Source organism: Cellvibrio sp. OA-2007, assembly GCF_000953825.1.
Classification (GTDB): domain Bacteria; phylum Pseudomonadota; class Gammaproteobacteria; order Pseudomonadales; family Cellvibrionaceae; genus Cellvibrio.
The window spans coordinates 15437-31389 of record NZ_BBUL01000071.1; the positions used below are offsets into that span (position 1 = coordinate 15437).

General features: G+C 41.9%; 20 protein-coding genes. 6 read left to right on the forward strand and 14 right to left on the reverse strand.

All coding sequences use genetic code 11. From position 1 onward, the window contains the following. Positions 1 to 25 precede the first annotated feature (25 nt). The 6 genes from AWU77_RS03620 (at position 26) to AWU77_RS03645 (ending at position 4926) form a co-directional block, all read left to right on the forward strand. Positions 26 to 352 (forward strand): DUF3144 domain-containing protein, encoded by a 327-nt coding sequence (locus tag AWU77_RS03620; protein ID WP_238582295.1) that lies wholly within the window; start codon positions 26 to 28, stop codon positions 350 to 352. A 268-nt stretch (positions 353 to 620) separates the two neighbouring features. Next, positions 621 to 1697, forward strand: a complete 1077-nt coding sequence (locus AWU77_RS03625) for an XdhC family protein (protein ID WP_062059403.1) — start codon at positions 621 to 623, stop codon at positions 1695 to 1697. Then, positions 1694 to 2320, forward strand: coding sequence for an NTP transferase domain-containing protein (locus AWU77_RS03630; RefSeq protein WP_062059405.1), 627 nt, complete (start codon positions 1694 to 1696; stop codon positions 2318 to 2320). The genes AWU77_RS03625 and AWU77_RS03630 overlap by 4 nt, the downstream gene beginning before the upstream one ends. Before the next feature lie 220 nt (positions 2321 to 2540). Further along, positions 2541 to 2828, forward strand: a complete 288-nt coding sequence (locus tag AWU77_RS03635) for a Trp family transcriptional regulator (protein WP_084618008.1) — start codon at positions 2541 to 2543, stop codon at positions 2826 to 2828. Positions 2829 to 2880: 52 nt separating this feature from the next. After that, a complete protein-coding gene (locus AWU77_RS03640) occupies positions 2881 to 4272 on the forward strand; it encodes an anthranilate synthase component I family protein (RefSeq protein WP_062059407.1) in 1392 nt (463 codons plus the stop codon). Between the two features lie 3 nt (positions 4273 to 4275). Continuing rightward, entirely contained in the window at positions 4276 to 4926 is a 651-nt protein-coding gene (locus AWU77_RS03645) for an aminodeoxychorismate/anthranilate synthase component II (RefSeq protein ID WP_062059409.1), read from the forward strand. A gap of 88 nt (positions 4927 to 5014) precedes the next feature. On the opposite strand, the gene AWU77_RS03650 is transcribed toward AWU77_RS03645, so the two are convergent. The 14 genes from AWU77_RS03650 to AWU77_RS03700 form a co-directional block, all read right to left on the reverse strand. Beyond that, on the reverse strand, positions 5015 to 5803 hold the full coding sequence (locus tag AWU77_RS03650; protein WP_062059411.1) for a sulfite exporter TauE/SafE family protein: 789 nt from the start codon (positions 5801 to 5803) through the stop codon (positions 5015 to 5017). Between the two features lie 11 nt (positions 5804 to 5814). After that, complete coding sequence (locus AWU77_RS03655) at positions 5815 to 6510, reverse strand: SDR family NAD(P)-dependent oxidoreductase (protein WP_062059413.1); 696 nt, start codon at positions 6508 to 6510, stop codon at positions 5815 to 5817. Between the two features lie 108 nt (positions 6511 to 6618). Next, complete coding sequence (locus AWU77_RS03660) at positions 6619 to 7854, reverse strand: amidohydrolase family protein (RefSeq protein WP_062059415.1); 1236 nt, start codon at positions 7852 to 7854, stop codon at positions 6619 to 6621. A 42-nt stretch (positions 7855 to 7896) separates the two neighbouring features. Continuing rightward, the gene (locus AWU77_RS03665) at positions 7897 to 8508 is read right to left on the reverse strand and encodes a flavodoxin family protein (protein ID WP_084618012.1); all 612 of its coding nucleotides are present in this window, start codon (positions 8506 to 8508) and stop codon (positions 7897 to 7899) included. Next, a complete protein-coding gene (locus AWU77_RS03670) occupies positions 8505 to 9089 on the reverse strand; it encodes a hypothetical protein (RefSeq protein WP_062059417.1) in 585 nt (194 codons plus the stop codon). Before AWU77_RS03670 ends, AWU77_RS03665 begins: the two co-directional genes overlap by 4 nt. Next, positions 9086 to 10492, reverse strand: coding sequence for a phenylacetate--CoA ligase family protein (locus AWU77_RS03675; RefSeq protein WP_062059419.1), 1407 nt, complete (start codon positions 10490 to 10492; stop codon positions 9086 to 9088). Before AWU77_RS03675 ends, AWU77_RS03670 begins: the two co-directional genes overlap by 4 nt. A 10-nt stretch (positions 10493 to 10502) precedes the next feature. Next, positions 10503 to 10631 carry a hypothetical protein gene (locus tag AWU77_RS20970; RefSeq protein ID WP_084618014.1) on the reverse strand — a complete coding sequence of 43 codons (129 nt, stop codon included), beginning with the start codon at positions 10629 to 10631 and terminating at the stop codon, positions 10503 to 10505. A gap of 457 nt (positions 10632 to 11088) precedes the next feature. Then, positions 11089 to 11322, reverse strand: coding sequence for a hypothetical protein (locus tag AWU77_RS20295; RefSeq protein ID WP_152625251.1), 234 nt, complete (start codon positions 11320 to 11322; stop codon positions 11089 to 11091). 82 nt (positions 11323 to 11404) lie between these two features. Further along, complete coding sequence (locus AWU77_RS20975; protein WP_375600831.1) at positions 11405 to 11521, reverse strand: DUF6471 domain-containing protein; 117 nt, start codon at positions 11519 to 11521, stop codon at positions 11405 to 11407. A gap of 257 nt (positions 11522 to 11778) precedes the next feature. Continuing rightward, positions 11779 to 12081 (reverse strand): hypothetical protein, encoded by a 303-nt coding sequence (locus AWU77_RS03685; RefSeq protein WP_062059423.1) that lies wholly within the window; start codon positions 12079 to 12081, stop codon positions 11779 to 11781. Between the two features lie 21 nt (positions 12082 to 12102). Further along, entirely contained in the window at positions 12103 to 12669 is a 567-nt protein-coding gene (locus AWU77_RS03690; RefSeq protein WP_062059425.1) for a hypothetical protein, read from the reverse strand. Beyond that, a complete protein-coding gene (locus AWU77_RS03695) occupies positions 12666 to 13292 on the reverse strand; it encodes an AHH domain-containing protein (protein WP_062059427.1) in 627 nt (208 codons plus the stop codon). The genes AWU77_RS03690 and AWU77_RS03695 overlap by 4 nt, the downstream gene beginning before the upstream one ends. Before the next feature lie 147 nt (positions 13293 to 13439). Beyond that, positions 13440 to 13910: a hypothetical protein gene (locus AWU77_RS20300; RefSeq protein ID WP_152625252.1), complete on the reverse strand. Its 471-nt coding sequence runs from the start codon at positions 13908 to 13910 to the stop codon at positions 13440 to 13442. Continuing rightward, positions 13907 to 15953 (reverse strand): class I SAM-dependent DNA methyltransferase (locus AWU77_RS03700; protein ID WP_202966618.1); only part of this gene is annotated, 2047 nt, incomplete at its 5' end. The genes AWU77_RS20300 and AWU77_RS03700, both read right to left, overlap by 4 nt.

Sequence of the window (15953 nt, forward strand, 5' to 3'; positions counted from 1 at the left end):
CATTCTTAATTCTTGGAAATAGGTTATGAGCGATAACAACATGAATACGAATAGCAGTGATGACGAGCAACAGTATTGGAATTTAGTGGAGGGTTTCATCAATTCCGCCAACAATGCTTGCGATAACGCCAACCCGGGTTTGGTTGCGGCCGCACTGTTAAATGCTGCGGCTCGCTTTAATGCTTTTGTGGTTGCGCATTCATCGCTGGATAAAAATGAATTCGCTGAAGATGTGGAAGGCACCACCAATTATTTAACTGGCCGTTACCGCGATTTTCTTAAAGAACATATGGATGACTACCGTGAAAATTACACCAGCTTGATTGGCAATCGGGAACTGCCGGAAGAATAGTGTAATTGTTTGGGGTTAGAGTAAATTGTTGTAATAAAAAGGCACATTATCGATGTGCCTTTTTTCATTCTGGTTATTGTCTCTGCATGTGTCCTTGTGTGTTTAGCATTTTCTCTCATTATTAATTAAAGCAACTCAGCATGTGAGCCACGTGCCTTTTGTCACTGTGCTGTTTAGTTTTGTTAATCTGCCTTTCATTATCAGGCTGTCGGTGGGATTATCTAGCGGTTGAGTAGGCCAATAAGCTAAATAATACGGATGCCTGTTTATGTCTAATCATTTTTACCATTTGCTTAACACCTGGTTGCCGCTGAAAAACGAGGCTAACTGGGTGCTGGGTGCGGTGATTGATACACGCGGATCCGTCTACCGTAAAACCGGGGCACTTATGTTGCTCAGTGATGCCGGGCATCAATTAGGGTTATTAAGCGGTGGCTGTATAGAATCAGATTTACTATTACAAGCGCGCAAAGTGGTGGCGCTGGGTAAATCGCGCCGAGTGATTTACGACGCAGCGGACGATAGCAATATCGCTTGGCGACTTGGTATAGGTTGTGGTGGCGCAGCGGAAATTTTGTTGCATCCCTGCAATCTACTTAATGAATATCTTCAATTACCTGCCGTATTGGCTTGTTTACAGCAACAGCAAGCCTGTGACTATTCACTGCAGCTTGACCACGCCCATGCAACTTTTACGACCTGCCCACGAAAATTTTCACAGCGCCAGCAGGGGCGTATGCAACTTAGTTCTGTCGCGCATGATGAAGCAGCGCGCGATAAAAAAATTCTAGCCACGTTAATTAATCCGCTGCCGCATTTATTAATTCTTGGTAGTGGTGTTGATCTTATTCCTTTATGCCAATTGGCGCTGACCTTAGGTTGGCGAGTCACATTGGTTGATCAGCGCTTAAACGCTGCCAAGCGGGAAAATTTTCCAGCGGCTATTAACGCACTGAATTTAACGCCAGCGGAATTGCACAGTGATCTATTGCAACAAATTGATGGCCTGGTGATTGCGCATCACAATATGACTTTGGATGCTGCGGCAATTGCGGTTTTACAGCAGCGCGAAATGATTAACCCCTATATTGGTTTACTCGGCCCAAGTAAACGCAAAGCCGATGTTTTGGCTGTGGCCGGTTTGAGTGAAACACAATTACGTTACCCCATTGCTGGGCCGATGGGGCTAGCATTGGGTGGCGATTTGCCTGAAAGTATTGCGCTATCGGTGCTAGCTGAATGCCATGCAAAAATATTTGGCTGTAGTGCTCTACCCTTAAGTGAGATGATGTCGAGTTGTGCTACTGATCATCAGGCCAATGCCTTAATGGCGGTGGCGCGATGAACGCAAACAATGCAGCTATCGATTGTTTAATTCTTGCGGCGGGCAGTGCTAGCCGTTTTGGCGGTTGTAAACAATTGGCTAATTGGCAGGGGCGGCCGCTACTCGCTGCCTGCATTGCGGCGGCACGAACGCTTGAGCCGGAACGCATTTTGGTTGTCGGCGGTGCCTATTATCCCCAGCTATTGCAGGCGTTACCGGAGCTGAACGCAAATGCAACAGAAATTAATGATCGCGCAATTGACTTACTGGAATTCCCCGCGTGGAAATTGGGTATGGGGAATTCACTCGCATTTGGCATTAAATATTTACAAAACACTAATCCGGTATTGGTGATGTTGGGCGATCAGCCATTAATCAGTGCGCAAGATTTGCGTGCACTGTATCACAGCTGGTGCAGTAATCCCGAGCAAATTGCCTGCGCTAGTTTTGCTAATACCCTAGGTGTACCCGCTATTTTTCCCGCGCAATTTAAAGCCAGGTTGTATCAATGCCGTGGCGATCAGGGCGCAAAAAAAATATTGTTAGGTTGTTCCCATCACGTCGTTCCTGTTGCTATGCCTTCAGCAGAATTTGATATTGATACTCCGGTCGATCTCACTACTTATTTGAAAAAAGTCATTTAAACGGTCGCTTTAAACTTTATTTAAAAATAAGTATCTTAAGGCTAGAATTAAACAGTTCTTCAACCGAATGAAGTTATCGAAAAAAATCCCCAAGATTTGCTTACGATTAATAGCAGAGTATGCAGGCTTTCCCTTTTCCGCCAAAGGCTATTGAAGCTTAAAAACTTTATATGCGTAAAGTATTGTACAAAAGCAATTTATTGAACTATCATACTAGTACATGAATACGCCACCCTCTAAAAATACACGTTTTATCGACTGCCTCTGCATGATTGCGGAGGCAGAGGTTATGGAGGCTGTTTTAACAGCGATACTAACTCAGAAGGAAATAAAGGAAATTGAAAACCGCCTGCAGATTTTTGAGATGCTCTCTGATCATATCCCCCAGCGCGATATAGCAACATCGTTAGGTGTGGGGATCGCCACTGTCACGCGTGGCGCGCGCGCAATGCGTGAAGGCCAATTTGACGTCTTGGCTAAACACTTGAATAAATCAAAAAAAATGTAAGAAAATGACTCCATAATTAATCTGCTTATTCGAAAAGTTGAGACAAGCACCGATGACTCAAAATAATATCCAACCATTTAATTTACCAGGCAAGCCGACATATTTAAAATTGACTGAAGATTTTGACTTTTTTCAGCTTTTCCGTTGCATTGAAAAAAAATATAAAACTTGTTTTTTGTTAGAGTCGCTCGGCGAAGAAAGCTATATCTCTCGCAACCACATTATCGGTTTTGATCCTATTAAGACTGTGTATGCACCTGATTACCATACACTTTGCATTGAGGACAGCAAAACAGGGCTGATAGAGTCATATGAATCCAAAAATCCTTATTATGATTTGCGCAAAATTATCCCCAAAAATGTAATTTCCCGTCGTTATGCTGGTGGGCTAGTTGGGTTTATTGGCTACGATGCTATTAATTTTTTTGAACCGGAATTAAAAATTCAATCGAGCAGCATGTTCGAACCTTTTAAGTTTGGTGTTTTTTTGGATGGTCTTGTATATGACCAAATGACAGGAGAGATTTTTTATTATTTTTACGAAGATAATCGCTTTGATGAAATAGAAGCATTGCTGCATCAAGAAGTGCCTGCATTCGGCGAGATTTCTGTCACTCATTTGGGGGATTCAATGGGGCGCGCAGAGCACGAATTGGCGGTTCATAAAGTCAAAGAGGATATTTGCGCGGGGCTTATATTTCAATGTGAAGTCGGTTTTAAATCCCGGTATAAAATCACAGGCGATACACTACCTATTTATGCCAAACTGCGGGAAGTTAATCCATCGCCGCACATGTATTGCATGAAGTTTGGCGATCAAAAAATAATAGGTGCTTCTCCCGAGTTGCTCTTTCGTTTGCGCAACGGTGAAATGGAGTCATTTCCATTGGCGGGAACAACATTGAGAGGAAAAAGTAGCGCTGAAGATACGATATTATCCCGAAAGCTGTTAAACGACCCAAAGGAAATCGCAGAGCACAATATGTTGGTTGACTTGCATCGTAACGATATTGGTCGGGTTGCACGCTTCGGTACGGTAAAAGTGCGCAGTTTGATGGACATTAAACGCTATTCCCACGTGCAACATATTTCATCAGAAATAGTGGGTATTTTACGACATGATGAAGATATGTTTTCTGCCTTGGCCTCCAATTTTCCTGCCGGAACATTGACTGGAGCACCTAAAATTGAGGCGATGAAGATAATTAATGATTTGGAAGTCGATGGTCGTGGTGTATATGGTGGAGCGCTAGGTCAATTTTGTTTTAATGGTGATTGTACTTTTGCAATTCCAATACGCACTGTTTTTATTAAAGGTGAAGATGCTTATGTGCAAACTAGTGGGGGCAATGTTTATGACTCCAATGCCGCGGATGAGTACCTTGAAATTGAGCGTAAACTTTCAGCAATGCGTAGTGTGCTATCTACCTTTAAAGGAGTCTAATCGATGCGCGTATTAATTATCGATAATTATGACTCTTTCACCTTTAATTTATACCAATATACCGGTGAAATATTGATGTCAAATCGCGTTAAGCAATCATCAACTGAAGTTGATGTTATTGTGAAGCGAAATAATGAGATTAGTACTGAAGGTATAAAAGAATTAAATCCTGACAGGATCATTATTTCACCCGGTCCAGGTTCACCGGACGATGTGAAGTATTTTGGTGTATGCAGCCAGGCTATTTTGGAGTTGGGCCAAACAATTCCGTTGATGGGTGTATGTTTGGGGATGCAAGGTATCGCGCATTGTTTTGGCGGTCGGGTAATACGCGCGCCCATACCAATGCATGGAAAAATTTCAGCAATTCAGCACGATAGCAAAGGCCTGTTTAAAGAAATGCCACAGAATCTGGAAATTATGCGTTACCACTCGCTCATGGTTGAAGCCTCCAGCTTGCCGGATTGCCTGGAAATTACTTCGGTGGTTAATGATTCATCAGCATCTTTTAGTAGCCTATCTGAGGCTGCACATCAGGGACAGGTAATTATGGGGGTCAGGCACAAAGAATATCCTATTGAAGGGATTCAATTCCATCCGGAATCATTTGCAACCGAAGGTGCAAAAACAATCCTGGCGAATTTTTTGTTATAAGTTCAGCTGAATAGATTGCCACTCACGTAATTGATGTTTTGTAATTCCGTGAGTGGCAATTTATTTGAATGACCGCATTCGATAGCGACTATTTGATCAGCAAGCGCAATCCAACTGCAATTAAAAACAGGGCAAACAACGTTTTTAATAAATGTCCCGGAATTCGATGCGCCCAACGTGCCCCGACACCTGAAAATAAAACGCTGGTTATCGAGATGCCGACAAAAGCTGGCAGGTAGACATATCCAAATGCCAATGGTATTTCTTCTGCGGGCTCCTTGAATAAAAGCACCAAGCAACCCACTACGGCTATTGGCCAACCAACGGCGGCCGAAGTTGCAATAGCCTTGATGGTTTCCAGGCCGCGTCTGTGTAAATTGGGGACATTGAATGTCCCTCCACCAATACCAAATAAACCCGATAAGAATCCGATGCCAAGTGTTGCACTGTGGAAAAATCGAAAATTTATATCGTGATGTGCTAACTTTCCATCGTCCTTGCGCTGCAATAACATCCTGGCACCAGTGAACAAAATAAACAGCGAAAACAGTAATTGCAGAGAATAACTTTCCCCCTTATGGACCAGTAAGCTACCGATAAACGTTCCCACTAATAATCCGGGTAACATTTTATATACCAAATCCCAACGCACCGCCTGCTTGAGGTGATGTACCCGCACGGAGTTTACGGTGGTAAAAACCATAGTGGCAAAAGAAGTCGCAATGGCGGCTTTGATAATCATATCGGGCGGAAAGTTTGCAATGTATGAAAGAATAACAATAAGTGCAGGAACAATAACGGTACCACCGCCCACGCCAAGCAGTCCGGAAATAAGCCCGGCACCAACACCTACCAGTATGAAAATTAGCCAGATCACACCATAATCCTTTAGTGAAGTCCGCCGTGTACGCTCAATAAAGCATTATTAACGTACCGGTTTTCTTCATTCAGTAAAAACGTGACTGCCTGTGCGATATCGGCGGGCGCACCAAATTGTTGATTTAAAATGCGCGATTCATAATCTTTGATGCGTTCCGGCGGAATTTTTTGCGCCATCGAGGTATTAATAATTCCAGGGCTGACAGTATTAACTCGTATATCCGGCGCCAAAGCCAGCGCCAAGCTTTTCGTTAAATTTATTATGGCGCCTTTGGAAACACCATAGGCAACATCTTTACTGCCATTTTCTCCACTGATAGAAGCAATATTAACAATTACTCCTTTGTTATGATTTTCTTTAAGGACACGCGCAAACCACTGGGAAATAAATAGCGGGGCACGTATGTTGACGGCCATTATTCGTTCGTAATCGAAGAGGGATAGCGTGTTAAATTCCAGCGCTTCATAAAGGCCGGCATTATTTACTAGCCCGTACAAAGAATCGGCATATTTTTTTTCTATGTGATCCAGGCATGCTAACAATTGCAAATGGTCGGAAAGGTCAGCCTGATAAAAAATATCGGTGACTGTTGCTTCCGTGCCTATATCTACACCAATAACAGTAAGCCCTCGGGACTTAAGTTGAGTGCATATGGCTTGACCTATTCCGCCATTGGAGCCGGTAACAATTATTGTTTTTTCCATTGTGAGGTTTTATCTCATTAATTAGGGTGTTGATATCTGGTGAAATTAGCGCTGACCCAGCGAGTGTTGAGAGTAGATAATAGTGACAGATTTGAAAAGAGATGGATTTTACCCGGTAATGCATTTTCCGGCGATAAACACTTTTTCAATATTATTCGCTAATGCGTGAATATCCAGTGAGGGATCGGCTCCAAGTAAAATCATATCGGCTTGCATGCCATCCCGTAGCTGGCCAATACGCTGATTTGCCCCGATCATTTTTGCACCGTTTGAGGTGGCCCATTTAATAATAGTAACTGCTGGTATATTTAATTTTTCCTGAAACGCAATTAATTCCTGATGATAAGTGCCATGCGGGGTCCATGCAAAACCAAAATCATCGCCCACTGCGATATTAATACCCATTGCTTCGGCTTTGGGTAAAAAGCTCATTGTATTTTCAACCTCAAGGTGAAAATCCGATTCTTCCGGGTGTCTTCCGTATTGGCTACCACAGGCAATATATTGCAAAGGTTGGTAGAAGCTGGGGACAATACTGATATTATTTTTTTGAATTAGATCAAGGCTTTCCTGATCCGCGTAAGAGCAGTGATCAATAATATCCACTTCTGCCGCAATTGCATTTTTGATTCCGCTCAACCCTCTGGCGTGACAGCGTACCAGGGTAGAACGGCCATGGGCTATGGCAACGATTTGCTTTAATTCAGCCAGTGAAAATAATTCCTCGCCTGAGCGCGCATTAGGAAATTGATCATCACCGGTTGCAAAGGTTTTTATTATCTTGGCGCCATCATCAATTTCGCGATTGACGACCTGGTTTATTTCCTCATCGTCCACAATAACCGGCATATAGTCCTTGGGGATGTGCGCTACTTTTTCTTTATTGCGCGAACCAATCGGTCCGGCGGCCATAATATCCCGGCTGCACGGAATCAGATTAGGACCATCAAACAGGCCACTATCAATTGCCTCCTTTAAATAGGTATCAATGCAGGCAACAGATCCCGCCCCTACCATGGTGGTATATCCAAGCTGCGCTGCTTTTTTCGCAACTTTTGCGGCTATGAATGACAGCCGGGTCAGGGGGTGTTTGAACAATACATCACGCGCACCGCAGACACTATCGTAAGCGATATGGGTATGAGCAAACACCAAACCTGGTATTAACGTTTTTCCACTGCCGTCAATAATGTTGGCAGCACCTAAATCAGATATCGTCTGGTTATTTACAGCACAAATTTTTTCAATTTTTCCATCTTTAATATAGACATTTTTCCCTAAAAGGGTGGGCTGGCCAATACCCTCCTGGACACCGACATTGTAAATAACAAAATGACTCAACATAATTTCTCCGCTGCCATTGTCGCAATCCAATGGATTGCCTTATTAAGGGACTTCTTCCAAATGGATGGTCTTATTTAGCGAAGCCGTAGTATTTGGGGACAATAATTGATGAAAAGATATTGTCCGAAGGAGGCTTGTTTTTAATGATGACCAGGCTTCATGATCATTATCAGGAGAGCCGAGTTCTGACCGAAACGTAGGCGGAAAACCGGAGCCAACAATAATGCAGCGGTTGAGCAAAAGATTCAGAATCATTTGGGAAAAAACCGATTCATGTGAATAGCGACGCCCAACTACAGCGACTATTGCCAACTTGTTTTGCATAGGTCGCCCCTGCGGGCGCATAAAGCCATAACCTAAGCGTTCAATAAACGATTGCATGCGGCTGCAAGTTCCGTAAGCGTGTACGACGGGAATATAAAGTACCGCATCAGCAGCGATAATTCTTTCCGAAAGAAGCGTCATATCATCATTGATGCTGCAATTCATTTGGCTGCACTTGTTGTCAGCATCACATAATTCAATGCGATACTGATTTAACCAGATAGCATCAACGCTTGCCTGGCCAGCACAAAACTCCACTATTTTCTTCAGAAGTTTTGCGCTAAACCCGCCCTCATCCCTGTTTGAGCTTAAAACAATGGCCAGCTTCATGTTTTTTTCCTGAAAAAAAGCCAGCTCATATCGACACCTTTCTGTGTGTGAATTACTTCCAAATCAGCCTCCTTCAATCCTCCATCATTGGTGATGCAGGCATCTGCTTTTCCCTCTGCGACATCATTTGCAGCTGCCAAGGTTGATGCACCTATCACCAGCTCATAGGGCTCCGGCGTGCAGTGAGCAAATTGTTTTTTTAACATATGTTCTACCGCGGAGCAGGTGGCGATCTTGCGTGGCTTTGTCACACCTTTAGCATGAGTAAAATGATAATCCGGCGTTTTATAAATGATAGAACCTAACAATTTAAATTCTGCAGACCAGAAAAATTCTGTCGCCTGGGTATAGGCTGCCGGAATCATGGCAATATCAATTTTTGAATTGATCAATGAGGAGTAGATATCTGGAAAATTATCAATCAATACGCGGCGGCGATCCAGATCATTTTCATCGCTCAACAGATAGTTCAGTGTGTGATCACATGATGTTCCTTTGGGACCCAGGGTCCCGATAAGAACGTCCGGATTTTTCTCGATATGATGTTTAAAATCCTGTTCTGAACTCCAAAATCCACTCATCTGTAGCCTCTGTTCTCAGCCATTTTTTGCGCTACCTGGGTTTCACGATCAATTTCTTTGGCGCGGCGATCAACAATTCTCGCTGCTTTCCATGAAACAAAGGCAGCAGTACTGACCACTTGATCCAACTCACCAATAACCTCTACATTGACATTGGTGCGTAATTGCTGTGAGCAATTTGTTTTTACTGCAGCAAGCATTGTCTTTATGTTGGGTGTGTTTTCTGCGAACTCCAATTTAATATCTAAATAATCTTCGCCATTTTTTTGATCAATGATAATTTGATATCCATAGCAATGGGTCACCTGGTCCAAAATGCTGCTTTCAATATCAAATGCTGAAAACATATTGCCATTAAGTTGAATTCTATCTTTAGTCCTGCCGATAATATTAATCTTTAGATCATAGGGTTCCGGTTTGTCTGTTTTGTAAATTTCAACAAAATCACCGGTTCTGTAGCGCACCAAAGGCTTAATACCATCTATTAACATAGTGAGGCATAGCTCACCTTTACCAGTAGAGCCTATGGATTTATTGGTTTCAGGGTCAATAACTTCGAATATGTAGTTAGGCTTGGCGATGTACATTTCACCATCCGAACGCGATGACGCAATTACAAACGCCTCTTGTGATCCATATAGGCAATTGAAAACTTGCGCGCCCCAAATGGAGGTAATGTTTTTCATCAGTCCCGGAGTGGACATTTCTCCGGTAAGGAAGATGGCTTTGACTTTAAAATCTTTCTTAAGGTCGTAGCCATAATGTTTCGCGGATTTCATCAGATTCATTGCAACACCAGGGGTGCAGGCGATAACTTCTACACCATAGGTACTCATTAATTCCAATGCTTTTGGAAAACCGATAACGGGTGAGTAAGGCCAGATTTTCATGTTGCATACATTCATGTTTTGGCATACAGACCCCAATGTGTCGCCAAAAGAGTGCACTTCTGTTGGCCCCATAAGTCCAACTACCGGACGGTAGTCTTTACCAAATACCGAGTCGAAAATTTCTCGCCATGCGGCTGTTACTTGCGAGTTGCTGGCAATTGCTTCTTTGTAATCCCGTGGGCAAGGCGTTGCACGCCCGGTGGTGCCAGTTGTCTCGTAAAAATAAAGTGCGTCATTAAGGCTTCCGCTGAGGATGTCGCCCATGTTTTCACGCAGGTGATCTTTTGTGGTGAAGGGTATTTTCTCAATATCCGCCAGCGATTTTATCTCGTCATAGTTAATGTGCTTTTGGTAAAACGTTGAGTTTTTTGTTTTTTCAATAGTCGCTATAAATTTTGTTTCGCGCCATTCTTTCCAATCGGCATTGCTGAGTTCGCCCGTTTGATAGCGCTTATTGAAATCGACGTATTCTTTGGTGAAGTCATCATTGGCAATTTCTGTAGGTAACCACATATGTTTCTCACTAATTCAAATTTATAAAATTGTTTAATATTGTTGCGCCCGCTAGTGTTGCAACAGATTCGGGATGAAATTGCACGGCATAGATGCCGCTATTTTCATTGTTAAATGCGGAATTATGTAGCAGCCGCACAAGCTCTTTAAAATCATATAGTTACGCGAATTTTTTCAAACTGTTATGTTCAGGATTTTTTCGCAAGAGTAATGGCGATGAATACTATAAAGGGAGGGTTAGAACTTTCTTTGATGCACGAGCTTTGGGGGTAATTGATAGACGCGTCGCACCGCTCGTTGAGATAATGAATAGCACAGATTTGATGCTTACCATCGCAAGCTGCCAAGGCCATGGATTTCCTTTTATAAGAGTCCCACCTTACATTTCGTTTAAAACCAGCACTGACATTGCGTCAGTACTGGACTGCAACATTGACCAGTTTTGCGGAGGTAATAGCGAAAAACTTCGCCATCGCTGGGCAATTACTCGATCCTTAAACGATGATGCAACGCTCACGTATGTGCTTCACATTCCCGACCTATCGGCGGGTAAATTAAAGTTCGTGACGCGACGTCAAGTTGATCAAGATTTTAAATTACTTGGGTCGATTAAAAAGAAAATTCTTAACCATTTCTGCGGTGAGGAAATCAAAATGAAATGCCAAGAAAACCAGTGCGAAAACAACTAATCCGACAAGCATTAATACCAACTGCGCTTTTTGTTCTGCCCTTTTCTTACCGAATGGGTCTGTCGAATTACAACCACCCCCGCAGTCCGTTGCTGTCGCACTTAAACTTCTACCACAATCAACACATTTGACAAGCGCCATGAATAACCCCTTTATGATGTTGTTAAAAAATTGTATACGATGTAATAATTTCTAAACTGCTTTCGAAAATTATTGTTACAGATCATCCGTCAATCCGGATGATCTGTTGATCGAGTGCCTTCATGCACTGCATAAAAAAAGCAAAACTAAATATTCCGCGATTGACCTTAGCTGAAATACTTCTGTAAGTTTCATCCACACCTATGGCTTAGCTGGACACCCAAACCTTTGATGGTCATCGCCAAACATGCGCTTCAGTGTGATGAGCCTTTGATAGTTCGGTTTTAGCTTGTACTTCAATACGCCGTGCTTACTTGCATAGCTGCACTCATACAAAACATAATCGCCAGCTTGCCTGTAACTATAAATGTGACCATGAACTAGACAAAATTGCCTTAGCGAGCGGCGCTTAATTTTTGACTTTATTGACATATAAGAGGCAGCTAGAATTAACAGTTACGGTTTCAATTTTTTTTCTTGCCACAGTGTGTATCGCTGCATTGCGTTAGCTGCAATTTCTATTTGTAGATTTTGTACCCATTCGGGAATATGGTTGCGATTTAAAGGAACAATTTTGCACCTATACCCCTTTTGATTTGTACACAGTTCTCGACCAAAAAATAGATGACCTCTATTCCACAATTCGCCTTCATAGCGGTAAGAGAGTCCATTTTTGGTTGTTTCAACAATATCAATAAATATCCTGTCTGAATTTTCAAAACATATATACGCTAGAAGCTGTCTATCTACATTTTTCATGCTCAGTCAGACACCAATAATTTATTCCACTTCTTCAGGCTCAAACACAAGACCTTGAAAGCTATTATCTTCATAGAGTTTTTTGAATTGTTCGGTGCAAAAGCTATGCAACAGTTTGTTGGTATTCGACTTAAACACCATTACTTTCTCGGAGTCTAAAAACACCTCATCAAAGGTTACATTGGTTTGCCCAAAATGTACTCCTGTATCAATTACCTCAACGGCTTTGCTTTTATCAATTGCAGCATCGGGAATGACGTAAAGAGTATTAAATAAATAATGAGTTTCGCCATCGATAGATATAGGTAAAAACTCGCCTGATGTAGCCAGATAATTTTTCAATGCATCATACGCTTTTGGATTGAGTACCAGCACTCCAGCAGACCAAGTGGTCACATCTGGTAATGACTCCCTCATTCCCTCAAAATTTTCACTGTAATAAAAAGAGGCATCCGGCATAACCCATTCTTGCAAGCGTGGCTTTGCAAGAAAGCGGGGCCTGTATGTAGGCATTTTTGTACCTAACTCAACATTATCAATCAGAAGTGAATAAGTATTCTGAAAATCGTTTTTAAGTTTGAAAATCATAACTTTCTATTCTTTTTAAGCCAGCTAGCATATTCAGCCTCATCAATTTCCTGCTGAAGTTTCATTTCTGGTCTTATATTCCCTTGCAGCAATTGCATCCTAACTGTATTTAAGAATGCCCTTACTTGACCGATTGTACTCATTGAAAATATAGCGTTGTAAATCCATTGATAATAAAGTTCTCGATGAATTCTATTGTGACCAATAGCATTAGGATAAATGGTTGGTCTTGCATCAGCTTTGGTTTTAGGCATCCAACAACCATTATCGGGGTCATCAATTCTCATCTCAATATCCGCAAGCAAAGCTCTTGATTGCATTGCGTCTACATGATTTCCTGACACTATATGATGAGCTTCCCACCTTGCAGCTGGCCTAGGATGACCATCGGCACGTAGAAAATCACCCAATCTTTTTGATGAATGTTTTTCTTGAGTAAGTTGGGTGAATGTCATTCCCCCTGCATCAGCGCGAAACTGAGCCATAAAAGCATTCAACTTAGCTTTAGATGCGGCAGTAACTCGTTTTTCAACACGGTTAAATACTTCAAAATCCTTATCAGACATACTCTCTGACTTGGCTTTATCCAACACGTTAAAGGGCTTTTTTAAAGGGTTATTCATACGCCAGACCTCCACTATCTGATCGATTCAATAAAGTTATACCATCAGTATACCGATTGCGTCTCTTTTGATCTGTTAACAGAATCATTGTCGTGCCAAAATTTTGCATTTTTGCAAAGTCTATAGCCTCAAAAAGTTACATTTCAATCAAGCTATACTATTTATTCGCGATGAAAAATCAGTCGCTACGCGAGACAGTCCATCATCTACCCAACTTGGAATTGACTTTAAAGTCGGAATTAATAAATCTTTTAAAGTTTTATTTGCTTGCCTGCCATAACTGTATCTGTAACGATTGGATCTGATGCAAGCGCAGTAATAAAGCTTTTGACTGTCGCTCATAGGCACAAGTGCTGTTAAATAAAATAGATCACGCCCTGAATAGTAAGGTTCATATTGAAGAAATGTAGCAAGCACTGAACCACCTCCAGCAACAGATAAAGTTCCCGCTGGGTTGGGCGTTATATCCGCAAGGGGCGATACTCGCGCAGTGACTCCGTTATTTCGATCAGAACGTCCTACAAATGGAATTCCAGACGAATCCAGAATCATTCGGTTAAGCTCTAAATTTACACCGTAAGTCACGCTAAACAGCTTAGAAAGTGGTACGAGTTTCATTCTGCAACCTCCGTTGAGTTGGCTTCGGTTTGCTCGCTACCGATTACGCGATAGATTACATAGTCACGTACTGTACGTTCAAATTCAGCTTTATCAATTTTTGCGTAGTCTGTCTCCATATAGGCCTCAGCGCACCATTCATCATTTGCAGTGACATATTGCAAAACGCACTCGCCCGCATGTACCTCACGATTCCTAAAAGCTTCTACCCATTGGTCACGAATAATTGCCCAATCATCATTCTGATCACAACGACCTCGATGTTTAGTTTTTATAAAACCATCCGTTTTCCAAAAACCAAACCACGTTTTTCTGCCTTCTGTCGCATGTGGGCGATGCGCCGTGAAAACCATAATGCATGTAACAACTCCGACGGGATAGAAAAGTTCTCCAGGCATAGACATAACAGCTTCAAGCGTATGGTGAGTTAAAATTTCAGAACGAATGGAGTTTGCGGATATAGCGCATGACATGGGAACTATGGCGATACCTACGCCACCATCTTTTAAACAATCAAGCATATGACTGACAAAGCGTAGTTCGTGTAAATCGCTATCACTTTGGCTGTATGGCGGATTAATCATGCCAATATTACAATTATGTTTTTTTATAGCAGATGTAATACCCTCATCAAAGCAACTACCTTGATATAAATTTGCTTTCCCATCACCTCGTAAAATCATATTTGATGCAGCTAATGCAAACATATTGGGTTGTTGCTCAACCCCGACCAACCCATGCTTCTTAATATTTTCACGCTCGTTTTCAGTTCGAGCAGTCTTAAACATTTTGTGCATGGCAGAAATTAAAAATCCACCAGTTCCCGCGCATAGGTCTAAAACTTTACTTGATTTATTTACGTTGGCGATGTGCGCAAAAAGTTCAGTAATATGCCTCGGTGTCAAAACAATACCCAGTGCTTTTTTGTCACCGCCTGTGTATTTTAAAAACTCACCATAAAATTGCCCCACAACATCAAAATCGTGATAGATGCTAATGAACGGCCACACTTTTGAGTTGAGCTGTTCTATTAATTCATAGAGCACACCTCTAGGATATACCTTTGTAGCTTTGCCAAGCTCAGGGTGTACTGCGATACTTGAATACGGCTGCGTCATATTATCTTTTTTTGCTAACGGAATATCAGCTCGCTGAATTTCTTCATTTATTACGCGCATCCATTCTTTTTGAAGCTGTGCAGGTGTATGTAATCCAAATGATGCTGAAAATGCTTTATTTTTTAGTGCGATTAACGTCCCACTAACCAATAGAGGCTTTTCGCTTTCGGTAAGCTTGGCGTGATCCCTCATAAATTCATGCAAATTACCTGCGAAGCTCATCAACTCATCAAATCTAAGTTTTTGAACTGTTGGGTCGAATGTTGCGTGCTCTACATAATCATTCCATGGAATAAAATTTGTTAATGCCGCCCCATCCTTAGCTCGCAATTCTTTTGGCTTTTGACCTCCTTTCGGCCAAAGGTATGTTGAAATAATGACAGACTTTAAACTCTCTCCGCTAACAGCTATGGAAATAACATTAAATTCTCGGGAAAGAAAATATGCGTAATGCAATACACCATCAACCGCATATCGCTTTGTTCTTTTAAATTTCTCGGCACTGTCCTCAGTAAAAGGTTTTGTTCCGCTGATTAAATCTATGACGCTTGAGCTACGATGATCTTTATTATCAGCCTTACATTCAACGATAAGTAAAAAATCTGGCGCGCTTGGTGAACTAATAATAAACTCTGGTGCGCCAATGCCATTGCCACCCGTCTTACTCGCATTTTTGAGTAGGCGCTTAACAGATTCAATATTACTTTTTTGTTCTTCTACACTTAAATCGTTATTTCCATCGTAATAACCAAGGCCTCGAATAATATCTCTTACGATATTGTTGGTAATGTGCTCATTTTTAGTTTTAGTTTTTCTTGTTGTCTTTGGATTATTTAAATATTGAGTATCATTTTGGCTTGGCTTGGCTTGGCTTGGCTTGGCTTGGCTTGGCTTGGCTTGGCTTGGCTTGGCTTGGCTTGGCTTG